At 57.4% G+C, this 24,567-nt stretch carries 19 protein-coding genes and 1 pseudogene; 1 reads left to right on the top strand and 19 read right to left on the bottom strand.

Annotated elements, in window-relative coordinates; translation table 11 throughout:
• Positions 1–25: 25 nt before the first annotated feature.
• A complete protein-coding gene (locus tag AB4O45_RS00990) occupies positions 26–253 on the bottom strand; it encodes a DUF2790 domain-containing protein (protein WP_186569133.1) in 228 nt (75 codons plus the stop codon).
• A gap of 489 nt (positions 254–742) precedes the next feature.
• Here AB4O45_RS00990 and AB4O45_RS00985 point away from each other — a divergent pair.
• Positions 743–1,038 (top strand): annotated as a pseudogene (locus AB4O45_RS00985) (hypothetical protein).
• 52 nt (positions 1,039–1,090) lie between these two features.
• Here AB4O45_RS00985 and AB4O45_RS00980 read toward each other — a convergent pair.
• From AB4O45_RS00980 to AB4O45_RS00895, 18 genes are all read right to left on the bottom strand, one after another.
• A complete protein-coding gene (locus AB4O45_RS00980; protein WP_460160954.1) occupies positions 1,091–1,480 on the bottom strand; it encodes a DUF3304 domain-containing protein in 390 nt (129 codons plus the stop codon).
• Between the two features lie 55 nt (positions 1,481–1,535).
• Positions 1,536–2,033: a DUF3304 domain-containing protein gene (locus AB4O45_RS00975; RefSeq protein WP_460160953.1), complete on the bottom strand. Its 498-nt coding sequence runs from the start codon at positions 2,031–2,033 to the stop codon at positions 1,536–1,538.
• A gap of 59 nt (positions 2,034–2,092) precedes the next feature.
• Positions 2,093–3,919, bottom strand: coding sequence for a hypothetical protein (locus tag AB4O45_RS00970; RefSeq protein ID WP_460160952.1), 1,827 nt, complete (start codon positions 3,917–3,919; stop codon positions 2,093–2,095).
• Positions 3,920–4,202: 283 nt separating this feature from the next.
• Positions 4,203–4,406, bottom strand: a complete 204-nt coding sequence (locus AB4O45_RS00965) for a hypothetical protein (RefSeq protein WP_460160951.1) — start codon at positions 4,404–4,406, stop codon at positions 4,203–4,205.
• Between the two features lie 92 nt (positions 4,407–4,498).
• The gene (locus AB4O45_RS00960; protein ID WP_460160950.1) at positions 4,499–5,338 is read right to left on the bottom strand and encodes a DUF4123 domain-containing protein; all 840 of its coding nucleotides are present in this window, start codon (positions 5,336–5,338) and stop codon (positions 4,499–4,501) included.
• The gene (locus tag AB4O45_RS00955; protein ID WP_460160949.1) at positions 5,338–7,431 is read right to left on the bottom strand and encodes a type VI secretion system Vgr family protein; all 2,094 of its coding nucleotides are present in this window, start codon (positions 7,429–7,431) and stop codon (positions 5,338–5,340) included. Before AB4O45_RS00955 ends, AB4O45_RS00960 begins: the two co-directional genes overlap by 1 nt.
• Positions 7,432–7,706: 275 nt before the next feature.
• Positions 7,707–8,294 (bottom strand): transglycosylase SLT domain-containing protein, encoded by a 588-nt coding sequence (locus AB4O45_RS00950; protein WP_150741273.1) that lies wholly within the window; start codon positions 8,292–8,294, stop codon positions 7,707–7,709.
• 77 nt (positions 8,295–8,371) lie between these two features.
• The gene (locus AB4O45_RS00945; protein ID WP_056789741.1) at positions 8,372–9,310 is read right to left on the bottom strand and encodes a carbohydrate kinase family protein; all 939 of its coding nucleotides are present in this window, start codon (positions 9,308–9,310) and stop codon (positions 8,372–8,374) included.
• A 13-nt stretch (positions 9,311–9,323) separates the two neighbouring features.
• A complete protein-coding gene (gene xylB, locus AB4O45_RS00940) occupies positions 9,324–10,820 on the bottom strand; it encodes a xylulokinase (RefSeq protein WP_460160948.1) in 1,497 nt (498 codons plus the stop codon).
• Between the two features lie 204 nt (positions 10,821–11,024).
• On the bottom strand, positions 11,025–12,497 hold the full coding sequence (locus tag AB4O45_RS00935) for a mannitol dehydrogenase family protein (protein WP_460160947.1): 1,473 nt from the start codon (positions 12,495–12,497) through the stop codon (positions 11,025–11,027).
• 15 nt (positions 12,498–12,512) lie between these two features.
• Entirely contained in the window at positions 12,513–13,616 is a 1,104-nt protein-coding gene (locus tag AB4O45_RS00930; RefSeq protein WP_252876381.1) for an ABC transporter ATP-binding protein, read from the bottom strand.
• A 164-nt stretch (positions 13,617–13,780) separates the two neighbouring features.
• Positions 13,781–14,611 (bottom strand): carbohydrate ABC transporter permease, encoded by an 831-nt coding sequence (locus AB4O45_RS00925; RefSeq protein ID WP_016774872.1) that lies wholly within the window; start codon positions 14,609–14,611, stop codon positions 13,781–13,783.
• 8 nt (positions 14,612–14,619) lie between these two features.
• Positions 14,620–15,546 carry a carbohydrate ABC transporter permease gene (locus AB4O45_RS00920; protein ID WP_041480415.1) on the bottom strand — a complete coding sequence of 309 codons (927 nt, stop codon included), beginning with the start codon at positions 15,544–15,546 and terminating at the stop codon, positions 14,620–14,622.
• A 156-nt stretch (positions 15,547–15,702) separates the two neighbouring features.
• A complete protein-coding gene (locus AB4O45_RS00915; protein ID WP_236169056.1) occupies positions 15,703–17,013 on the bottom strand; it encodes an ABC transporter substrate-binding protein in 1,311 nt (436 codons plus the stop codon).
• 342 nt (positions 17,014–17,355) lie between these two features.
• On the bottom strand, positions 17,356–18,261 hold the full coding sequence (locus AB4O45_RS00910) for an AraC family transcriptional regulator (protein WP_056789758.1): 906 nt from the start codon (positions 18,259–18,261) through the stop codon (positions 17,356–17,358).
• An 88-nt stretch (positions 18,262–18,349) separates the two neighbouring features.
• Positions 18,350–19,213, bottom strand: a complete 864-nt coding sequence (locus tag AB4O45_RS00905; protein WP_252882105.1) for a PI-PLC domain-containing protein — start codon at positions 19,211–19,213, stop codon at positions 18,350–18,352.
• 106 nt (positions 19,214–19,319) lie between these two features.
• On the bottom strand, positions 19,320–20,624 hold the full coding sequence (locus tag AB4O45_RS00900) for a glycosyltransferase (RefSeq protein ID WP_252884289.1): 1,305 nt from the start codon (positions 20,622–20,624) through the stop codon (positions 19,320–19,322).
• Positions 20,625–20,720: 96 nt separating this feature from the next.
• The gene (locus tag AB4O45_RS00895; RefSeq protein WP_460160946.1) at positions 20,721–24,209 is read right to left on the bottom strand and encodes a hypothetical protein; all 3,489 of its coding nucleotides are present in this window, start codon (positions 24,207–24,209) and stop codon (positions 20,721–20,723) included.
• Positions 24,210–24,567: the final 358 nt, after the last annotated feature.

Raw genomic sequence — 24,567 nt, 5'->3', positions numbered from 1 at the left:
CCAACCGGAAAATCAGAAGCGTCTGTCAGTTCTGTTGACGGCATGCGTCAGACAATTTCCGGTAGCTGATTTCCTCGGGATTACCGGCTTTGTCGATGTACTTCATATCGGCCGTAACCACTTTGCACAATTGCGTTGGTGGCTCAGTCAACGACACCACCTTGGATGTAGCAGAAGTGTCATTGGCCTGGGCCAGCCCGGCAAATGCGATGCAGGCGAGGGCGACGCTGAGCGATAAAGCGCGAATGTTCATGAGAGGACTCCCGTGTGGCGGTTCTAGAATTCGGCGTGATTCACTCGAACCTGCCGCACTGGGCGCCAGCCAGAATGGCTGAGGGCATGCGGTTCAGTAGAGTATTTTGAATACGGCGATAAGGGATGGTTAACCGAGCTGAACGCCGGCTGTTAGGGATTGCGGCGGCTTTCTTTAGAAGTTTTGGCGAATTCCTACAAAAGCTAGTCTGCTTTCGGCAGGTGGAGGGGAGGGTCATTGTCCGGTGCCGCTGAAAAATCTGTGGTTCGGGTTGGGTCACCTGAGAAAAGTTCGTTGCATATGTGCCATCATTTGCCCTGCGCGGATCTTCTGGTTCGCGAAGTGCACTGCTGTCGCGGCTGTGTGAAGGACGCGTTCGGGCGAGCTGAGTTTTGAACTGTTCTCGGTTGACCAAGCCTGTACACGGGCGCCTCCCAACGTTTGGTCACGGCTATGGCGGTTACCTTCTAATACAGTTGAGTAATCAAAATGCCAATAATTAAGCCGCTACAAAGCCGCTATCTCCCCCCAGCAGCAACGTCACCGAAACCCCGACGCTGCTAATCGACACCCAAGACAACCCGAAAGACATCCTCGAAACTGCCGTTCAACGCATCCGTGCCTCTGCCGATCTGCTCGAAACCTTGCATTGCCTATGCTTCAAGCACGCCGACATGCAGGACATTCCACACATCACCCATGCGCTTTACCTGCTGACGCAGGATGGCAATGATTTGCTGCAGGTGGCGCAGCAGCAGATGTTGAGCTGGAAGGCGCCGGTTTGATGAGAAAATGATAGGACGTGGCCACGGGAAGGAGTGAGAAACGACCCGTGTTTCAGCGTGGCAAGGTTTCCGTTTCGTGACGAAGCTGATCCAGCACCGTCGATGCCCACATCAACTCGATACGATTGTTCTGAAGAAAATAGACATGCAACGTGTCATCGCCGCGGTTGCGTGAGGGTAAGTGCACTTGCACTTCGTGTCTTTCGATCTTCATCCCCTGGTCCTCTTGAGCTTTAGACATGCTCAGAATCCACGCAACTTTAGCGGTGTTGCCATCGATGCTCCAACAGCAGGTCACGCCTCCGTTACCGCCCCAGTGACCATTTACCCAATAGCTGCCGATGGGACGATCAGTGTAGTTGTGGGATGTAAGGGCAGCCCCGGGCGTACGAACACGGTCATGAATTAGAGATGTCACAAAAGCGGCCAGCAGCACTGTCACGCAGATCACTATCTTCGTGCGACTGGATATGGGCGCTTGGCTGAATCGCATATTTTTACTGCGCCTCAATGCTTCCCGATACCGTCTTGGTTGGTCGGGGTTCAATTGGGCTAAACAAGTCAGGACTCCATCCGAGCCGTACTTTATAACCCGGATCAAAGCGCACATGCAGGTACTGATCGTGCGGGCCGCGCTGGGGAAGCGAAAGCTGAAGTTCATGGCGCTCTTCTACCGAGCCCTGTATTTGCTGCTGTTGGGTTATGTCCAATATCCAGGTGACTTTAGCTGTGTCTCCCTCAAATTTGGAGCAGCACATTATTCCACCGCCGCCCATTGCGAACAGATTGCCGCCCCAAAAGTCATTTACCCAAAAACTGAAAATTGGGCGGTCTGTGTAATTTTCTGATGTCAGCATGGCGCCGGGCGTACGAAATAGATCAATGATTTTTGGGGTGGCGTAGCTAATCAGCAAAGCTAGTAAAGCAACGGCTATTCGCCTTCTTCGCCATGTTCGTTTTCGACGTGCGTCCGCAGCAATATCTATCAAGCGCATGAAATCCAAACTAGAAAAGCAATATTGAGTCTTTGAGACTGAAATGAATCTTCCTGAGTTTAGGTTGATGCACCGGGAGCCTCTGCTGAAGGTTTCCGCATCATCTGTTCCAGATAGTCGGGGGCCATCCCTTTGGTTTTATTCAGGCTCGGCATGTCGAACTCTCGAACGCGAAAGTATTTAGGTATCGGAATACCTGTGCCCCGAGGTATCTGTTGGATCATGTATTGATCGTTTACGTAAAATTCGAGTAGATCTTCAACGTCGAAACTAAGGCCTTTGGGGACAGCAGCGAACCACTCGTCTAGTAGTGCTTTTACTGGGGCAGATGGGAAGCTGGTTTTCAACCTCCAGGCTTCGCGGTCAACGTCCTCAAGCCAACTGAGTTCGGAGCGAAGGGCAGCCTTACCTTGTTGTGTTTGCTTGAGTGCTTGATCGCGTTTAGCAGCTTGAGCATCGCTTTCGCTGCTCATTCCAAGGGCTCGTGCGATTGAGCCTTGTTTGCCGAGGATAGGGCGTTGAAGGCGCTCTTCCTCGTCGTCGTAGGCTTTGTGTTGCCCACGATAAAGCTCCCATAGACCACGTAAACGTTGGATATATAAACGTCGGTGAGCAAGAAAGGCTTCCGCAGATAGTTTTTTATTGCCAGCTTTACTCATGTAATTATTGCTGGCCCCGATAGCACTAGTGCCATTTATATGGTCATTCAAAGTGAATAGTTTTGCGACGCCAAGGTCGATTTTTCTCAATTCATTGAGAGTGGGGAAGGGCACTCCAGCACGAAGCGACGCTTGGTACATTTCGTGAAGGCTTGCTAAGTGGAGTTCAGTGCTATGTGGTACGTCATCCTTTCTCAAGCCTCCACCAACATCATAAGATGTGCCCGGAACTAAGCGCTCTTCCCATTTTGGAGTTGATGCCCCAGTCCCAATCAATCTCGAACGCCTAGAGTCTTGACATTCATGGGCCGCGACGAGATGAAGAGCAGATCTCACTGGGCCCGGCAGACACTCTCCGTCATCGACAACGTTTACGAAAGGAATCAAGTATTCGAGGATGATGGAGTTTTCACCACTGCGATCCACTGAATCGAAGAGGCCGGCGAAATTAACTTCGAGCTTTGCGCCCTTAAAGTTTGTTGTCGCTGGGTCACATTCTTCAAATAGCTTGTGAGCAAAAGCCCGAGCTAGTGTTGCGCCAAAATCAAAGCCATAAACAGAAATCGAAATGCGTTTTACCGGTGCGCCGGATTTGCCTTTGATATTGGTTAATGCTTCCTCCAAAACTTTGAATGCGGCTTCGAGTCTTGTATCAACGCCGGTTTTGAAGAAGGTTGCTGCAGCTTCGTTATCGCGAGTAACTCCAAAAATATCCAGTGTTGCTGGAGCCACGGCTTTGGCGATGCTAGATGCAAAACTACCACCTTTCAAATTGCTGATTGCGCTCTCCCACCATTTTTTACCCGTAATAACATCCTTGACAGCGTCGAGCGGGCTGTTTTTTATCGTGTCTTCAGGTGATTTTATGGCGCTGTCTTTGGCTCTGTTTAGGGCACCGTCTAACCCCGTATTGCTCAGTTCAGTAACGCCGCCTAAGGTTTCGTCGAATTTTGAACCCAAGCCTGATATGTAGAATTTTCGATAGTGCGCGCTAGGCTGTTCAGTTGACCTGGTTTGGTCGATGGCGTACGCAAGAAATAGTCTTGCCACATTGGTTAGACGGCTTTCCTTAATGTCGTCCATCAAGTTTCGACTAAATCCGTCAAAAAAGAATCCAACGTGAAGCGTGGATTCGCAGGGCAAAACCGGATTTTTTTCGGTGCCTTTGTTAGCGCATGTCTTCGAACTAACTGATTGAGCTCGATCCAGATTGGTTATGCTGGTCATTGTAAACGTCCTTGTTTGCTAATCGGTCCAGAGACTGGGACAGTATTAAAAGGGTTGTCGAGATTTGGACTCCATTTGATTTCCACTATGTTCCCAGGAAGAAAGCGCACATGGAGATAACGATCAATTCGACGCCGTTCTGGTAGCGTCAACGTTGTCTCATGAGTTTCTTGTTTTAGACCTTGTTCTGATTGTTCTTCTGTAATGCTTAGGATCCAAGACACCTTTACGGTGGGGCCTTTGATGGCTTGGCAACACGTAATGCCACCGCTACCCATTGCTGCTAAGTTCCCCCCCAGAAATCATTGACCCAAAAACTAAAAATGGGTCTCTCCATATAATTTTCAGACGTCAACATCGCACCAGGCGTACGTAACTGGTTATAAAGATACGATCCAATGAAAGGCAGCAGTAAAACGAATACCCCGATGACAAGATTGCGGCGACGCCAGATTTTTTGCCGCTTAGTATTCATGGCCACGGTCATTTACGTAAATTCCTTATCCAGCAATGCATCTTGAATATCCAGAAAACTTTGAGACAGACAGAACGTGCTGATCAACATGCTCATCACGACACTCACTCCGACAACTCTCGCATCACCACACCAAGCGGCAACTTCTCTCCGATTGCCCGTTCTTTCGCCTTCTCCCACATCGGCCAGTTCGACGGAAATCCGCGGTCCATCAATTGCAGGGTGGCAAATAGAGTGACGTCTTCCGCGTCCGTTAAACCTTCATTGCGGGCAGCGTCCAGCGCTTCTTTCACTTGTTTCAAACGGGCGCCGTGACAGGTGCTGGCAAACACTTCAGGCGCTTCTTTTTCCAGTTCAGTAGTGAGGCTGTAGGGCAGGGGATCGATCTCCATGTCCGTCCACAGCTTTCCGTCAAGAAAGATAGGCTCGTATCTTGCGGGCTTTTCAAGGTTGAGTCCCTTCAGACAGTGCCATTGATTTTCTTCTGCTGGCACCCACCACTCCTGCAGCGGTCCAAACAGCCATGCATGCCAAGGCAGATCATCGCGTGCGTGCAGCATCGGCACGACTTCTGGCGCGTAGCTACGGATCATCAAGACTTCGCCTGCTTCATTCTTTGCCAGCAACGCATCACTCAGGTGAGCGGCGAGCTTGTCGGCTGGGCAGTCGGTACGAATCCAACTGGCCATTGCGGTGCAGCCGGTGAAATGTTCGTGAGCGAGAAAGGCCTCGAATTCCATGTGGCCAACGTCGACCAGCCACGGGCCGTAGTTGCGCAGTTCGGCGAATTCCGGTTGCACCATCAACGGCCGTCGTGACGGGTCAACTCTGACGAACTGCAATCGAGCGGGTTCCGGCAACAGACCGATCTCAACGATCGCGAATATCGACTGAGCGTTCTTTTTCGCTTCGCTCCAGGCTTTCGCTGCGTCACTCTTCGTCATCAATTTGCCCCCGATTGCAGGGCGAGTTTTTCACGCATGGCTTTTTTCAGGCATTCGACGCAGATGCCGGTAGGTGCTTTGAGTTTCGGCGTCACGGCGAGGGACTCCGCCTGCATCATCTGGTTAGCGCGGGTTTGCATCAGGCGTCCGGCGTTATCAATGGCTGCGAGTCCCGGAATGAATGGGGCGAGGATCTGAATGCCAGTGCCGGCTCCAGGACCACCACCCGAATTCACCTTCACTTCCGTGCCGCTGATGGTCACCCCACCCGCATCAACCTTCACAAAACTCCCACCAGCCTTGGCGGTCAGCTCCATGCCTCCCTCAACCACCACCTTGTCACCCGCGTGATAGTGAATCTCCGTCCCGGCCTCAACAAACTGCCCAGTCCCAACCTTCACATGCTGCGTCACACCCACCGTCAGGTGATCATCCGCGCGCATTTCGCTGATGCGGTCCAGATGGGTGATCCGGTGCTCTTCAACCTTGAATTCGCTAAGCACATTGGCTTCAACAGTGTCATGCCGTTCGTTGCCGACGCGGATTTTCTGGTCGTGTTCGATGTTTTCGTCCCAGTCGCGCTGGGCGTGGATGTAGATCTGTTCGGCGCCTTTTTTGTCTTCGATGCGGAATTCGTTGTAGCCCTTGCCGCCCGGGGAGCTGAGGGTTTTGAAGGTGCTGCGGGTTTTGTTGGCCGGCAGGTCGTAGGGGACGACGTTTTCCTTGTGGTACAGGCAGCCGGTGACGAGGGGCTGGTCGGGGTCGCCTTCGAGGAAGGTGACGAGGACTTCCATGCCGATGCGCGGGATGGCGATGCCGCCGTAGGCTGCGCCGGCCCAGCCGCTGGTGACGCGCATCCAGCAGGTGGTTTTGTCGTCGGACTGGCCGTCGCGGTCCCAGTGGAATTGCACCTTGATGCGGCCGTATTGATCGCAGTGGATTTCTTCACCGGCAGGGCCGGTGACGACGGCGGTCTGGCTGCCGAGGACTTTCGGTTTCGGATGTTCGAGGGCAGGGCGGTAGTGCGCGTCCCACGGGGTGGCGAGGAAGCTGTTGCGGTAGCCCTGATGGAAATCGCTTTTGTTGTCGGTGACGTCGCTGGTGACGTTTTCGCCGAGCACTTGCGGCTGTTTGCCTTCGTGGAAGACTTCCAGCAGCAGCCACAGGTCGTTCCACTCGGCGCGCGGGTGTTCGGCGAGCGTGAGGAAATGGCCGCTGGTCAGCGTCGGTTCATCACCTTTGCCTTCGGCGAGTTTGTAGTCGCTGCGATGGCGTTCGAGGGCGCGAGTCGAGAGGAACTTGCCGCGCTCGCGGGTGGTGAAGAGGCTGGGGTAATCGTAGTCTTCCAGATCCGGGGCGAATTCGGATTTGACCGCGCCTTCGGGCAGCAGCTTTGGTTTTTCGAAATCGTAGTCGCGACGGCTGACGCGGGTGGTGCGGGTTTCCAGGCGCAGGTTAAAGCGCTTGATCACCGGCTTCTCGGCGGCCATGCCGGAGTCTTGCTGGTAGCTGACCGGCTTCAGTTTGCGGAACACCGTCTGGTCGTCGCCGAACACCAGTTTGTGGCCGCTGCTGCTGTGCTGGAAGTGGAAGTGGATGCCTTCCTCTTCGCACAGACGCTGGATGAAATGCAGGTCGGACTCGTCGTATTGCACGCAATAATCGCGTTCCGGATACTCGGCGCCGAGCTGGAAGCTGTAGGCGTCAGAGAGAATGCCGCGATCTTCCAGCACCTGGGCGATGATTTTCGGCACCGTCAGTTGCTGGAAGATCTGCTGATCATGGTTGTGCTGCAGATACGCCAGTTGCGGCATCAGGCTGATGCTGTAGCGGGTCAGGGTCTTGCCGGAGTCGCCCTGCTCGATGCGGTAGACCTGGCCGTGAATCTTGCCTTCTCCGGTGGCGCCGAAGGTCAGGCAGGCGCGCTTGTGCAGTAGCTCTTCGAGCTTCAGGTCGGGGCGGGCGCTGACCAGTTCGAGGTCGAAACGGAACGGTTCGTTGAGGGCTTCGCGACCGGTGAAGCTGAGGACTTGCAGGTCGGCGTTGGCGTCTTCGATCGAGAGGGTGATGTGGGTTGCATTGGCGTCCAGCATGCCTTGAATTCCGTCCGTTGAATAAGCAGGTGATGGATGTTGCAGGATTAGACGGCCTCATTCAAGGCGCAAATGGCGTAGGTGTGGGGCGTCAGTGCCATAGGGAAAACCCTTAGGAGGGCGGTTTGGGTCAGTGAAATCGGGCCTTTCATAGACTTTGATGGTGTTTGAGAGATTGCCATCGCGGGCAAGCCCGCTCCCACAGGTTTCTCGGGTGTACACAAAATCGGCGTTCACTAAGGTCCTGTGGGAGCGAGCCTGCTCGCGAAGGGCTTCTACAACCAATGCCAGAACCGGCTCCAGAACCCGCGATTGAGGTCTTCCTTGCACCCGGCATACTGCTCCGCATATAGATCCGAACGGTTCTGCACCTTGCGCGCGGTCGGCGGTAGCCAGGCTTTGCTCGCGTAGGTCTTGTTACGGAAGCCGCCCCAGCCTTCGTGGTAGTTCAGGTACTGGTTATAGGCGTCGTATTTGTACACGCCGTTGATCGAGGTGGTCTTGTCCATGTACCAGCCGACGAAGTCGATGGCGTCGTCGAAGTCTTCGCGATCGGCCCAGTTGCGGCCGGTGCTTTTCTGGTAGTCGGCCCAGACTTCATCCTTGGCCTGCGCATAACCGGAAGCGGTTGAGACGCGGCCCCAAGGAATCACCCAGAGCAGGTATTTGCGCGGCGTCTTGGCGTCGTAGCGGTAGCCGGATTCCTGATACATGATCGCGAACGGCACCTGGATCGGCACGCCCCAGCGTTTCTGCGTGACTTGCGCAGCGTCGTACCAATCGCTTTTCTCGCGGAAGATTGCGCAGATGTCTTCCGGGGAGCGGGGCGGCGAGGTGCCGCAACCGCTCAGCAGGGTGGCCATGGTCAGGAGGGCGAGGATGTGCCTGTGATTCAAGAGCTGTTTTCCGTCGTGCGCAAAAAGGCCGACAGTCTACGCGCTCAGCTCAATTGATGACGATAGGGCAGATCCGGACCGGTTTTGCTGCAGGTCAGTGCGGCGGCTTGTACGGCGAACCTGAGCATGCCGTCGATTTGCTCTCGACTGAGCTGCTGGACGCCTTCGACCGAGTCCAGCGAATGTTCGGTCAGCCAGGTGATCAGCGCGGCCTGGAAGGTGTCGCCGGCGCCTACCGTATCGGCGATCTGAACCTGATTGGCCGGCACCGACCACGAGCCATGGGTGCGACTGAACACCGTTGCGCCGTCGCCACCGCGTGTCAGGAACACGATCTGGCAGCGATGCTCGAGCCAGCTTTCAATAACATGCTGCGGATCCTGCTCGGGATAGAGCAGGCTCAGATCCTCGTCGCTGACTTTGATCAGATCGGCCAGTCGTACCAGCGTGGCGATGCGTTCGCGCCATAGCTCGATGTTCGGCTCGGGATTGAGGCGCACGTTGGGGTCGAGGCTGATCAGGCGTTTGCCGCTTTCGCGTTGGACCAGTTTCAGCAACGTGTCGCCAATCGGCTGCACCACCAGCGAAAACGAGCCGATGTGCAGGCCGCGCACCTCGTCGCCAAGTGTCGGCAGATGCGCCTCGCTCAGTTGCCGGTCGGCACAGCCTTCGCCACGGAAGCTGTAGTGCGGTGAGCCATTGGCGCCTACCGCGACCATCGCCAGGGTGGTCGGCGCGGCAAAATCCACCAGATAGTCCGGGCGCACGCCTTCGTCCTGCAGCACTCGCTGCAAACGGCGGCCGAGGTAGTCGGTGGACAGCCCACCGAAGAGCGCCGAGTCCACGCCCAAACGCCGCAAACCTACGGCAACGTTGAACGGCGAGCCGCCGGCAATTGCCTTGAAATTGACTTTCGAGGCCAGACCGCTGGCATCGTTTTCGCTGAAGAAATCAAACAGGGCTTCGCCACACACCAGGTACATAGTTGTTTGCTCGTTATAGGGTTGCGACATGCTGTTGATAGCGTTCGTAAGCCTGCTGGAACGCCGCGACATTGGCGGCGATCGGCAGGGTTTCACTGCGCGCGTCGAGTTTGACGCAGCGTTCGCACAGATCGGCCAGGGACACATCATCGCCGTTCGAGCGCGATGCGCACCACGCCGCTTGAATCGCCGCACCCAGTGCGGCGGCTTCGCTTTGCTCGGTGCAGATGACCGGGGCGTTCATGATGTCGGCGACGACCTGCCGCCACACCGCGCTCTTCGAGCCGCCGCCGATCAGGCAAATGCGCAGGCTTTGTAAACCATTCTGGCGAAGCAAATCCAGCCCGTAACGCAAACCGAAGGTGGTGCCTTCGACGGCCGCGCGGCACAGATTGGCCTGGGTCAGGTTGTCCATGGTCAGGCCATGCAGGCTGCCGGTGGCGTGGGGCAGGGCGGGAACGCGCTCACCGTTGAGAAACGGCAGCATACTCACGCCTTCGGCACCGATGGGCGACTGCGCGACCAGTTCGTTGAAGGTCGGCAGATCGAGCTTGAACAGTTCGCGAATCGCACCGGTGGCGTTGGTCAAATTCATGGTGCAGATCAGCGGCAGCCAGCCGCCGCTGGAGGAGCAGAATGTGGCAACCGAGGCATCGGCGCTGACGTTCGGCTCCTCCGAATAGGCGTAGACCGTGCCGGACGAACCGAGGCTCATGGTGATCGCGCCGGGCTGGATATTGCCGGTACCGATGGCGCCCATCATGTTGTCGCCACCGCCGCTCGAGACCACCGCGTTGGGGTTGATGCCGAGTTGCTCGGCGATTGCCGGGAGGAGAGTGCCGACGGCGGCGTGCGCGTCGATCAGCTCCGGCAGCGCGGTTTGCAAACGGCCGCTGGCGTCGATGTCGCGCAGGATCTGCACATCCCATTGCCGCGTGCGCACGTTGAAATAACCGGTGCCGGAGGCATCGCCGTATTCGCTGCAAGCGCGGCCGGTGAGCCAGTAATTGAGGTAGTCGTGGGGCAAAAGGATTCGGGCGATGCGTGAGAACACATAGGGATGCTGCTCCTTGGTCCAGAGCAGTTTCGACACCGTGTAGCCCGGCGCAATGACCACGCCGAGGCGTTCCAGCGAACCTTGCTCGCCGCCCAGTTGCGCGAGCAAGCGCTCGTTTTCCGGCGTGGTTTCGGTGTCGCACCAGAGTTTGGCCGGACGCAGCACTGCGCCTTGCTCATCGAGCAGGACCAGGCCGTGTTGCTGGCCGGAGACGCCGACACCGAGGATCGCTTGGCCGTCGACGTTTGCCGCTTGCAAGGCCTGGCGGGTGGCGCTGACGAACGCGTCGAGCCATTGCTGAACGTCTTGTTCGCGGCGGCCGTTGGCGCCGCTGATCATCGTGTGCGGCGCTGCGCCCAGACCGAGCACCTGGCCGCTGCCGGCATCGAGGATGATCGCTTTGGTGCCTTGGGTGCCGCAGTCAATACCCAGGAAGAGCTTTGTTGTTGTCATGTATGGGCCTGTCAGATTGCGCTGAAGATCAAGAGCTACCCCCTCACCCCAGCCCTCTCCCCCATGGGGGCGAGGGGGAAAGGGAGCAGATTTTCATGCCTTTCACACTCTGTATTCGACTCGGAATTTCAGGTCGATGAATAACGGAAGAACCACGCGGTCGGTTCCCTCTCCCTCCGGGAGAGGGCTAGGGTGAGGGGCTTTTCAGCCGAGCACCCGTTCCAGAGTCCGCGAAACCCCAACCTCGCGCAAACTCTGGCAGCACCACTCGAATGCCGCAACAAACTCCGCCGACTTCGGTATCGCCGTGCCGAAAATCTCCTCTACGCCCAACAGGCGCTCGGTGATCAACTCATCGTCCGCCACCAGCCCCTGGCAAAACGCCGCTCGCGGATCCGGAATCGAATACGTATCGCCATTCTCATCCACACCCTTCAAATACAACGCCCACGCCGCCACGACCAGCGCTGCACGTTTGGTCTCGCGGCCATCAGTGATCAGCCGATTGATCGTCGGCACGGTGAACTTGGGAAATTTCGACGAGCCATCCGAACACACACGCTCCAGTTGATCGGCAATCGCCTGATTGGAAAACCGCGCGACCAGCGTGTCCTTGTATTCGCTCAGATCAATGCCCGGCACCGGCGCCAGTTGCGGCGTGACATCCAGGTCCATGTAGGCGCGCATGTAACGCACGAACAGCGGATCGTTCATGGTCTCGTGGACGAAGCGATAACCCTTGAGGAAACCCAGATAGGTGAGCGCCAGGTGACTGCCGTTGAGCAGTTTGATCTTCATCTCTTCGTACGGCGACACATCGTCGGTGAACTGCACGCCGACCTTTTCCCACGCCGGGCGGCCGTTGACGAATTTGTCCTCCAGTACCCACTGCACAAATGGTTCGCAGACCACCGGCCAGGCATCGTCGACGCCGTGTTTGTCGGCCAGTTGCAGGCGATGCGCGGTGCTGGTCATCGGTGTGATTCGATCGACCATGGCGTTGGGGAAACTGACGTTCTGGTCGATCCAGTCGCGCAGATCCGGATCACGCAGGGCGGCGAAAGCCAGCAGCGCCTTACGGGCGACGGCGCCGTTGTGGGGCAGGTTATCGCAGGACATCACAGTAAATGCCGGAACGCCCGCCGCACGCCGTTTGGCCAACGCGGCGCAGAGGAAACCGAACACGGTGCCCGGCGCTTCGGGATGGGCCAAGTCGTGTTGAATCTGCGGCAGGTGCGCCATGAATTCGCCGTTGCTGTCGTCGATGCAGTAACCGCCCTCGGTGATGGTCAGCGAAACGATACGGATCTGCGGTTCGGCGAGTTTGTCGATCAGTGCTTGCGCGCCATCTTCGGCCAGCAGCATGTCGCGGATCGCGCCAATGACGCGCACTTCGGTGTCATCGCTGTCGCCCAGTTCAAACAGGGTGAACAGGTAATCCTGCTCGCGCAGATCATCGCGGGCGCGGCGATCTTCCGGGCGTAGCCCGACGCCGCAGATTGCCCAGTCCAGCGCTTCGCCAGTGTTCATCAAGGCATCGGTGTAATACGCCTGATGCGCACGATGGAAACCACCGACGCCGATGTGGGCGATGCCCTGGCGTGTGGCGCCGAGGTCGTAGCCCGGCAGCTGCACTTGGGCGGCGAGGCGATTGAGGTTCTGTTGGTTGAGTTTCATCGGATAGTCTCGAAATCAGGCCGCAGCGCGCAGTGGACGGGTCAGCGCCACACCTTCGGCATCGAACAGATGGCAGTGAGTCGGGTCCAGGCGCAGGCTCAATTGCTCGCCGTAACGGCTGGCCAGATCGCCGCGCACGCGCATGGTCAGGGCTTCGTCGGCGCTGGTGGTGACGTGGCAGAAGGTGTCGCTGCCAAGGCGTTCGCTGACGTCGGCAGTGACTTGCAACGTGCAGTCGCCGGGTTGCGCCAGCTCAAGATGTTCTGGGCGAATGCCCAGCGTGACAGCGCTGCCGACACTGAGGTTGGCGGCGTTGAACGGCAGGGTGATGCGTGTGCCGGCGTCCAGCGAAACTTCGCAGCTGGCGCCGTCGATGCGGGCAATCTTGCCTTTGAGGAAACCCATTTTCGGCGTGCCGAGAAAGCCCGCGACAAACAGGTTGGCCGGGTTGTGATACAGGTCCAGCGGCGAGCCGACCTGCTCGATCCTGCCGCCATTGAGCACCACGACTTTGTCGGCCATGGTCATCGCTTCGACCTGATCGTGGGTCACATAAATCATCGTCGCTTGCAGGTCTTTATGCAGGCGCAGCAGTTCCAGACGCATCTGCACGCGCAACGCCGCGTCGAGGTTGGACAGCGGCTCATCGAAGAGGAAAATCTTCGGGTTGCGCACGATGGCGCGGCCGATCGCCACGCGCTGACGCTGACCGCCGGACAGCTGTTTGGGTTTGCGCTCGAGCATCGGCCCGAGTTCAAGAATGCGTGCCGCTTCGCCGACCTTGCGCTCGACTTCGGCTTTCGGCACGCCGGCCAGATCGAGGGCGAACGACATGTTCTTTTTCACCGTCATGTGCGGGTACAGCGCGTAGGTCTGGAACACCATCGCCAGATCACGCTTGGCCGGGCTGACTTCGGTGATATCGCGGCCATCGAGTTCGATGGCGCCGCCGCTGACCTCTTCCAGCCCGGCGATCAAGCGCAGCAGGGTGGATTTGCCGCAGCCCGACGGGCCGACGAAGACTACGAATTCCTTGTCGTTCACTTCAAGGTCAATGCCCTTGATTATGGAAAAGCCTTCGAAGCCTTTTTGCAGATTCTTGATTTTCAGGTTGGCCATGAGATGGGCCTCCGCAATTTATTATTGGGTTAAACCAGATCGGCTTTTCTGTGGGAGCGAGCCTGCTCGCGAAGGGGCCGTGTCAGTCGACATCAGGGTTGAATGACACTCCGCTTTCGCGAGCAGGCTCGCTCCCACAGGGGATAGGGTTGGATTCGGGATGTTCATTTCACGGCACCGAAGGAGAGGCCGCGCACCAGTTGCTTCTGGCTGATCCAGCCAAAGATCAGAATCGGCGCACAGGCCAGGGTCGATACGGCCGACAACTTGGCCCAGAACAGCCCTTCGGGACTTGAATACGAGGCGATCAACGCGGTCAGCGGTGCGGCATTCGATGAGGTCAGGTTCAGCGACCAGAACGCCTCGTTCCAGCACAGGATCAGCGACAGCAGCACGGTCGAGGCGAGGCCGCCCTTGGCGATCGGCAGCAGCACGCGGACCATTTCCTGCCACAGCGTCGCACCGTCGAGGCGGGCGGCTTCGAGGATGTCTTTGGGGATGTCCTTGAAGTAGGTGTAAACCATCCAGACCACGATCGGCAGGTTGATCAGCGTGTAGATCACGATCAGCGCAATGCGCGTGTCGAGCAGGCCGAAACTCTTGGCCAGCAGGTAGATCGGCATCAGCACGCCCACCGGCGGCAGCATCTTGGTCGAGAGCATCCACAGCAGCGTGCCTTTGGTGCGCTGGGTTTCATAGAACGCCATCGAGTACGCCGCCGGTACCGCGATCAACAGACACAGGGCGGTGGCGCTGAAGGAGATCACCACCGAGTTCCAGGCGAAGCTGAAGTAGTCGCTGCGCTCGTTGATGTGCAGGTAGTTCTCCAGCGTTGGCGTGAAGATGAACTGCGGCGGCGTGGCGAAAGCGTCGATTTCGCTCTTGAAACTGGTCATCACCATCCAGAAGATCGGGAAGAAAATCACGATCGCGATGGCCCAGGCCAGCGTGCCGAGCAGCAGGCTTTGCAGGCGGCGGGATTGTTGGAGCGTCATGGCAGGCCTCACGCTTTGTCAGTCAGGTTTTTGCCGATCATTCGCACCAGAATGATCGCGGCGATGTTGGCGATGACTACGGCAATCAAGCCGCCCGCCGAAGCCATGCCGACGTCGAACTGCACCAGCGCCTGGTTGTAGATCAGGTAGGCGAGGTTGGTCGAGGCGTAGCCGGGGCCACCGTTGGTGGTGGTGAAGATTTCGGCGAACACCGAGAGCAGGAAGATTGTTTCGATCATCACCACCACAGCAATCGGCCGCGCCAGATGCGGCAGGGTCAAGTGCCAGAAAATCGCGATCGGGCCGGCGCCGTCCAGGCGCGCGGCTTCTTTCTGTTCCTGATCCAGCGATTGCATCGCGGTCATCAGAATCAGGATCGCGAAGGGCAGCCATTGCCACGAAACAATGATGATGATCGACAGCAGCGGGTAGTGCGCCAGCCAGTCCACCGGTTGCGCACCGAACAGCTTCCAGATGTAGGCGAGGATCCCCGAGACCGGGTGGAAAATCAGGTTTTTCCAGATCAACGCGCCGACGGTGGGCATGATGAAAAACGGCGAGATCAGCATGACCCGCACCAGGCCGCGCCCAAGGAATTCGCTGGCCTCCAGCAACGCGCTGATCAATACGCCGAAGACCACGCTGATCAGCAGCACACTGCCAACGAGCAACAACGTATTGGTCGCACCGGGCATGAAACCCGAATCAGTGAGGAAATAGGTGAAGTTCTCCAGCCCGACGAATTCGTTTTCGCCGGGATAGAGCAAGTTGTAGCGGATCATCGAAAAGTACAGGGTCATGCCCAGCGGCACGATCATCCACAGCAGCAACAGCGCCACCGAGGGGCTGACCAGAAACCAGCCGGGATTGCGCACGCGCAGCTTGCGCTGCGGTGGCGACAGGTCGATGTGGGCTTTGGCAGTTGAAGTATTCATGGCATTCACAACCGAGTCATACAGACCTATGGAGATCCCCATGTGGGAGCGAGCCTGCTCGCGAAAGCGCTGGGTCAGTGTCATGTGTGTTGGCTGACACGACGCCTTCGCGAGCAGGCTCGCTCCCACAAGAGGCAGGAGCAAGGCATTCAGCGGTTACTTGGGATAACCCGCGCGCTTCATCTCGCGTTCCGTGGTCTGCTGCGCCGCCGCCAGCGCCTGATCCACCGTGGTCTGGCCGATCAGCGCTGCCGAGAACAGCTTGCCGACCTGGGTGCCGACTGCCTGGAATTCAGGAATGGTCACCAGTTGAATGCCGATGTACGGCACCGGTTTCAGCGTCGGTTTGCTCGGGTCAGCGGCCTTCAGCGATTCCAGCGTCACTTTGGCAAACGGCGCGGCGTTCATGTACGCGTCGCTGTAGGTCGAAGCGCGGGTGCCCGGCGGCACGTTGGCGATGCCATCGGTCTTGGCAACCAGTTCGCCGTACTCTTTGGACGTGGCCCAGGCGCTGAAGGTTTTTGCTGCGTCCTTGGCCTTGGAGCTGGTCGGAATCGCCAGCGCCCACGAATACAGCCACGCCGAGCCTTTATCCGTGACTTGATGCGGAGCGAAGGTGAAACCGACGTGATCGGCGACCTTGCTCTGGGTCTTGTCGGTGACGAACGAACCAGCGACGCTGGCGTCGACCCAGATCGCACATTTGCCGCTGTTGAACAGGGCGAGGTTTTCATTGAAACCGTTGCTGGATGCGCCCGGCGGGCCGGATTTCTTCATGGTGTTGACGTAGAAATTCAGCGCGTTTTTCCACTCCGGGCCGCTGAATTCCGGTTTCCATTGCTCATCGAACCAGCGCGCGCCATAAGCATTGGCGACCGTGGTGACCAGCGCCATATTCTCGCCCCAGCCGGCCTTGCCGCGCAGGCAGATGCCGTACTGCTCTTTGTCTTTGTGGGTGAGCTTTTCGGCAAACCCGGCGATCTCTTCCCAGGTCGGCCGCTCCGGCATGGTCAGCCCGGCTTCCTTGAACAGGTCGGTGCGGTAATAGGTGATCGAACTCTCCGCGTAAAACGGCAGCGCATACAGCGAACCCTTCACCGACAGGCCTTCGCGCACCGACGGAAAGACATCGTCGAGGGCGTAACTGGCCGGCAGGTCCTTCATCGGCTCCAGCCAACCCTTGCCGCCCCAGAGTGCGGCTTCGTACATGCCGATGGTCAACACGTCGAACTGGCCGCCCTGAGTGGCGATGTCGGTGGTCAGGCGCTGACGCAGGACGTTTTCTTCCAGCACCACCCAATTGAGCTTGATGTCCGGATGCTCGCTCTCGAAGGTTTTCGAGAGTTTCTGCATGCGGATCATGTCGCTGTTGTTGACGGTGGCGATGGTCAGGGTCTGGGCGCCAAGGCTGACGCTGCTGAGGGTCATGCAGGTGAGAGCGAGCAGAGCTTTTGCAGTGGGTTGCATCGTGCACTCCTTTTCTGACACCCGACGGGGCAGAAGGACAGTTATTGTTTTTGTGTCTTCCGAATGCAGGAAGAATCTGCGCTGATTACAGCCTTCCACGGCGGAGCTGACAAATCATCCCTAGCACTTTTGTTGATACTTTTTTGCACTGGGGTTTGGGCGGGGGAACGCAGGGAAGGGGTTTTGCGCGAGGGGGCGTTAGCGAATGCGTACAGATTTCGCCAGCCGGGGCACGGTTTTTTTTGGGAGCGAGCCTGCTCGCGAAGATGGTGTGTCAGCCACAGGATTTTTCAATGACAGACCGCTTTCGCGAGCAGGCTCGCTCCCACAGGTGGCGTGTCGTCAGAGATGGTTCTGTTCTGTCAGCCGTTGCACCGCCAGCCGTCGATAGTGCGACGGCGTCATGCCCTTGAGTTGCTGGAAGCGTCGATTGAAGTTGGAAATATTGTTGAAGCCCGACTCGAAGCACACCTCGGTCACCGGTTTGTCACCATCGGCCAGCAGCTCACAGGATTTGCTGATGCGCAGGCGATTGACGAATTCGATGAAGTTGCGCCCGGTGGCCTGCTTGAATACCCGGCTGAAATAGGTCGGTGTCATACCCAGGTGTTCGGCCACTTCTTCCAGTGAGATGTCCCGCGCGTAGTGGCTGAAGATGTAATCGACCGCGCGGTTGGTGCGGTCGATGTTGTGTTCGTCGGCCAGTTGCGGCGTGGTGGCACCGGACAACAACTGGAAATCATCACTGGCCGCGAGCAATTCCATCAGGATGAAAAAATGCCCGAGGCGAGTGATGCCGGTGCTGTCGGCGATCCGCTGCATCAGTGTCATGGCCTGACGGATCGTGCGCTTGCAACGAAATTCGATGCCGTACTGCGCACGCTCAAGCAGTGGCGCCAGGGATTTCAGCTCAGCGAACACCTGGTGCCCGCTCTCGAACAATTCGTCGGTGAAGTTGACCAGCATGTCGCGCTTCTCCACCACTTCATCCTCGGCGACCTGGCTGATCCAGTTGTGCGGCAGGTTGGGACCGGTCAAAAACAAAGTCTCTGGATAGAAGTTGCCGATGTAATCGCCGATGAACACCTTGCCGGAGCTGGCCACGATCAGGTGCAGCTCGTACTCCTTGTGGAAATGCCAGCGCACCAGCGGGCAGGGGAAGCCGTGCTGGCGGTAGATGATGGACAAACCGTTATGGTCGTCCATCAACTCGTAGGAAGGGTCGGTCACGCGAGCGGTTCGGGTCATGACGGGGCACTTTTTTATTATCGCTGCGCGATCATGCCTCGTTTTTTGCCATTTGTGCCACTTCCGACCGGCCGTCCGTGGTGACCGCTCAGCTGAGCTTGTCGCGCGCCTTTTGCAGGTTGGCCATTTGGCAGAAACGCACGATGTTCGAATTTTTGATGAAGTCGAAATTGATGATGTTGCACTTGCGCGCCCAATCGGATTTTTCCGGGTCGAACCACTCGTCAAGACTGTCGAGGATCCGCTGTGGGCCGCCGAGTGTGTAACTGGTTGCCGACAGCGACCATGGGCGGAGCGTACTGACAGGTGTGCTCAGTACGTTGTCTATATAGCCATAAAGATCCGAGGTGCTGACCTGTGATTTGCCGATCCACTTGTGATTGATTGGTCTGTAGAAACGAAAGTCTTCGCTTTCCCAGGTCATCGGCGCGGCCACCATGATGCGTTGCAATGGATTGATGGCTTTGAGTTGGCCAATTGTCAGATGCAGATTGTCGGTGGGAATGATCCGTTCCCCAAGGTGCTCCAGCAAAGTTGTTTTGAATTCCTCATGGTTGAATGGATCTGTAGCGCTGGAAAGTTCATGAAAGTCCAGAATGATAAACTCATTCGGGCTTCTTTCATAAAAACCCTTAACGTCCCTGATCAGGTCTTCAAGCGTTCGCGAAGAGTTGAACCCATTGTGCTGGAAACGGAATCTCGCCAGTTGTTTCGCCTTGCTGTTGTATACAAGGCGTACATCAAGTGCGCGAGCGCCGCGATTCAACTGCGAATAAAAGGAAACGTCCTGGCAGGCAAGCCAGTTTTTCCCGGGAATAAGGGCGTAAGACGCTTCCCAGTCACAACCGGCGTTATGCGCGCCGGGCAGGGTCATTTCAAATAACGAAAGATTATCGATTTGTGGTGAATAAGCCATCCATTGATGGGTTGGTATATCGTCGAAGTTTTCCATGTTGCACATCCTGCGAAGTGGTTAGTAGTTGCGCGCAGGATGTTTATAAGCATGTTCGTGTTATTGCGAAAGTTGGCTTTTAATGCAAGTCATGTAATTGATGTAATCAACGCTCTGTTGGACTCAGCTGGTTTTTGGCTTCGATCCATTGAGCCATGTATTGAGTGCTTTTGAGTGTGTGATGTCGCAACATGGCGCCGGTGAAGTTGTCGTTTCTAAGTTGTGCCAAGTGTTGTCGGCAATCATCTATCCGGTTGATCAGACGCGGGCCATGTACGCTGCGCTGATAACGCTGCTGCAAAAGTGCCGAAGCCTGAATCTGCGCCTGCTGCCAGCGCGCCGGATTTTCGTACAGTTGCACCGCCTGTTCGGCAAAGGTGTTTGCGTCGAGGGCGACGGCTCCCGGCCACGGAGCGTCGCCGTGCATGGCTTCGGCGCCGATCGGTGTGGTCACACTCGGCGTGCCACAGAGCATGGCATCGAGCAGTTTGCCCTTGATTCCCGCGCCGAAGCGCAATGGCGCAAGGCAGACTCGTGCTGCCGACATCACTTCAAGTGCATCTTCGGCCCAGTCCATGATGTGAAAGCCTTGGGCCGGGTTGTGCAGTGCGGTGGCTTTGGGCGGCGTATAGGCGCCATAGATATGCAGTTGCGCGCGAGGCAAGCGCGCGCGGATCAGCGGCCAGAGGGTGGTCTTCATCCAGAGCACGGCATCCCAGTTCGGCGCGTGACGGAAGTTGCCAATGCTGAGGAAATGCGCGCGCTCTTCGAAACCTGGCGCGGCGGTGTCCGGAAGATCAATCATCAACGGACACCAATGCAGGATTTGCCGAGGCAGACCGAATTCCTCCACCAGCAGGTCGATCTCGACTTCGGAAATCATCAGGTTCAAGTCGCAGCGATACAGCGCAGCGATTTCCCGTTTGGCCAGATCGGTGCCGGCCATCAGCTGGAATTCTTCGTGCAATGCCGGTGCAAACAGCTCGGTGAAATCAGTCTGCTCGTCGTTGCTTTTCAGCCGGTCTTTCAGGCGCTGATGACGCGCATGCCGCAGGCTTTGCAGGTCGGAAGTTTCCAGGAGGCGTAGGGCGTCCGGGCAGTGTTTCTCCACCCGCCAGCCAAACTGTTCTTCCATCATGAACTGATCGAACAGCACGATATCCGGCGCCAACTCGCTGATGAACGTGTCGAAACTGCTGTTGTTGAGCTCGATCGATACTTCGCGAATGCCCAGCGCCGTCAGATCAGCCTTGTGTTCACCCGGGCCGGCCGGGCTGCTGAACGTGATGTCCCAGCCTTGATCGAGAAATGTCTCGAGGATCTGCATGACATGCCCGCTGGCCGCCGATGAGCGCGGTTCTGGCCAGACGTAGCCGATGACCAGAACTTTGGTGGTACGCGAATGGCTCACGACTGATCCTCTGACCCATGGAAGAAAAAAGGGCGCAATTAAACCACAGCGAAGTGATTGAAATGCACCCTGTCCACCGACCAGCCGTTTCAGCGCTTAAATGACCGGTTTGGCGAGATTGAGCAGCAGCGGCCCTTGCAGAAACTTGCCGGCAGCGGTGTTGCGCACGGCATTGTCGATAGTCTTCACATTGAAGCTCAATATGGCCGGACGCGTTTGTGCTTGATCGAGCAGCGATACCGCAAGCATGTATGACTCAGCGTTGGCCAGCGCCGGATGGTCCTGGACCAGTTTCGGCAGACTGGTTTTTACCTGGTTGAACTCGACGAATCCCGGTCGGTGCGCCAGAGCGTGATGTGGATTGATCAGGTTGTCCGGATGCGCCTTGCGCGCGTCCCGAGCCAGCTCCAGCAGTCCGACCGCATCGAACTCCGCCTGATGCAACTCCGGGTAGACCTTGCCGTAGTACAGGTCGAGGGTGTCCGGGCCACCGTGGGACATTTCGTGAATCAGCACGTCGGCGACGCTGCCGTCGTCGTAGCGCGACAACTTGTAAAACTCATCGAGATTGTCCGGGTAGATCGACAGAAACCGGCCTGCGGACTCATCGATTATTTCGCCGGTGCGCAGCGCTGTCTGCCAGCGCTTATAGGCCGGTGGCGAAAGCGAGGCGATCACGCCGGGTTGATGCGGGCGGAACGTCACATTGCTGAAGCTGATCGACTCGAGATCCTTGCGCATCGCGCTGAGATGTTTCGACACGTGCTGTGCCACTTCATCGGAATCGTTACCGAACACATGCTTGAGCACCGCGCGAATGTCGTCGTTGGAAGACAGTTGCGACAGCGCGTTGATGGAGTTGTCCAGCTTGGTCCGGGCGCGGGGAATGGCTTTTTTCAGATAACCGCGGGTGTAACTGAATGGCTTGAAGCGGCCGAACAGGCGCTTCAACGGGGCGAAGTTACCCAGGTCGAGCAGTTTCAGGCGCGGGCCCCAGGCACCGCCGGTGCGGATGCTCAGCGCGTGCCAGTCCTGGTTGCGTTCCAGCACTGCGATGTCGATCGCCTCGCCAAGCGCGTCGGCGCCTCGCCAGGTCGCCTGACGCACATCGCCGGTGTGGGAGAGTCTGATCCAGTCCCGACTCTCGACGCCATGTATCAACCTTTTCAATTGCACGCTGGCGGTGTGCGCGGCGTCGAGCGCGGTTTCGCCGGCAAAGACCACGCCGCGTTTGACCAGACGAAAACCTTTGCGGGCGAGGGCGGGCAAACCGTCGAGCGGGTTGATCAGCGACACGGTCGCTCGGGCCACGGCTTTGGCGACTTTCAGCAGTTTTAGGGTGGTCGACCCGGTCTTGGCGATGATGCTCGCTGCCGACGCGCCAAGACCGACCAGCAGGCCGATGACCGACAGGCCATCCAGAATGCAGCCACCAATGCCTTCGGCGACACGGTCGGTGCGTCCGGAACGAATGTCTTCAATGCACTGTTTGAACGGCACGATGACGTTGATTGCCAGATTCTCGACGATCTCCCTGGTGTCGCGCCATTCTTCCAGGCCGTTGCGCACATCCAGTGCGGCATACAACTCTTCGCGGCGGGCGACAGGATGGTTGTCCAGTACGCATTGGGCGATCTCATCCAGTTGCGCAGAAAAGAACAGCGGAACCGCGCGCACATCAGTCTCTTGCAGTTGCAACTGCCAGAGCTTCTCCACCACTACTTTGGAAGTCATGCCCTGGCGTGGTTCGCTGCCTTCGCGGTAGGCGGCGTAATCGAGGGGCCACTCGCTGGCTTTGTTCTTGTCCTGAAAATCGTACTTGCTGCCAGTGTATGAAAGGGTCGGCCGTTGATGAATGAGACCGGTGTCTTGCAGCTTGAGCGCCAGATCCGGACGCTCGTAGCAGACGCCGCGCAGCGTGAACAGTTCGTAAGCGCGCAGCCGATCACCGTCGTCGCAGCAAAGAATTATCCCGTAACGCCCATTGGCCTCATCTCGCTGGATTTGCGTTTCTTGCTGCGGATTCAGTGGGTTGACCTCCTTCCTGACGGTGTAGAAGGTCATTTTGCCGCTGGTCAAGGCCTGACGATCATGCTCTGGCATCTGTGTGATCGCCATTTTGATCAGGGACGATAGACCCTCGCGCACGTTCCGGTAGTAACGATCAAACGCCTGATCAAACAGTTGCGACGGCGATTGCAGTTCGGCCAGGCGGGTGAAGGCATCGGCCGGGGGGTGGAAGTTGTCGCGGGTCTTGAATTTGTCCGAAAGTTGTCCGTCTTCAACCAGATCGCCGGAAAGATACAGATCGAGAATCGACAGGCGTAGGCGCAACAGGCCGTTGATCGCGTATTGGTTGTTGTCAGTGGCGCTGGCGAGGAAATTCCAGAACTCGGTAAGAATCCCCGCCGGATGCGCAGCCTTCAACCCTTCGAGCCAGCTACGTTCGCCGAAGCTGTCCAGGTACTTTATTTCGAAGGCCGGCTGTTCGAGATAGGCGCCGGCGGGCATCACTTGCTCCAGCGCACGCAAAGCGATTTTGCGCCGGTCCGGTGGCGCGGTGGACAAGCCTGTTTCAGACTGGGCCAGAGCCTCCATGTAACGCGAGAAATACGCGCTGGCCTTGATCACCGTGGTCTTGTCGTAGTCTTTGTCGCTGCGGTAAGGGATGACTCCGTTGAGTACCGCCCAGTCCACCACCGCCGGGATCGCCGCCGCTTCGTACAACTTGTCGAGCTCACCGGAAACCGGGGTCAGCTCGGAAAACGCCTTGAGTTGTGCAAACGTCATTGCACGCGAGCTGCCAGGTGCGGCGTGCTCGACCACGGCAGCGCTCTGGCGCGCAGTTACCCAGCCTGGCTTGTCCAGCGTGAGCCCGGGCGGGATCTGGTCGATCAGCAACTCCGGTGCTGCACCCGCGATCAATAGATGCGCTGCCAGTGGCGCGTTGTGCGCTTCGCTCAGGCCCAGATCAACCAGATGCTGTTCGAACAGGACGCGTACTTCGGCAGCGCTGAGTGTGGAATTCGCCGGTTGATAGAAGTCATAGCCGGCGACAAGAGGCTGATCGGAGCGCAATTGCATGTCGATGATCAGCGCAGCGATGACTAACTCATTGACCTGGCGTTCGCGCACGTCCGCGTTATTGGCTTCCAGATGCCAGCCAAGGCGTGCATGCAGGGTTTCTCCCAGGGCGCGAGCGGTTTTTCGCCTCAGGAAGTTGTGCAGGAACTTGTCCGCGTTGTCGCGTATGTCCTGTGCCGGAATCAGGTTGAAGTTGGCGAACGCCAGTACCTGCAACAGGCTTGTCGCACCTTGGGTCAGCTCATGCACTGTCTGGGTTATGACTTTGCGGTTCGCTATCGATAAATGAAACGGTGACGACTCATCGGCGTGGAGCAATTCGTGGTAGTCGCCCAAGGCGGGTGGCTCGGGCAGTTCGAAGGTCAGCCATTCAATCAGTGCCCGGGTTTCGGCAATGTTCGTCGGCAAGTCATAACCGTTGAACTTCAACCATTGCACTATGCCAATCACTTGGCCGGAATAAACGACGCCGCCGATGTTCTTCGCCAAATCGGCGAGCATATCGAGTTCTTCGGAAAACACCGAAACTTCAGCATTGTCCAGTGCAATGCTGAAACGATGGGATTCGAACTCTGAGTCATAAACAACGAGAACTCCGGCGTTGGTATCCACTGCTAGGTTAATATCAGCTGAAAAAGAATGGTTGCGTAACAGCTGCGCAAACTCCGGGGTTGCAATTAAATTTTTCAAGGCATTGCGTGCTGGTTCACAGCGTTCGTCAAAACTGCTGCCGATGACCCGGGGTATGAAGCGATCTTGCACATTGAATACAGTGGCGACCGGCAGCGAGGCGCTTGCCGAGTAACTGTCGGCCGAGACTTCAAACTCAGTTGCCTTAAGGGCTTCAACAAGTAACTGA

Source organism: Pseudomonas sp. S2_B10 (genome assembly GCF_054668425.1).
The sequence above is the reverse complement of the archived record's forward strand: the minus strand, read 5'-3'. Positions and strand labels throughout refer to the sequence as shown.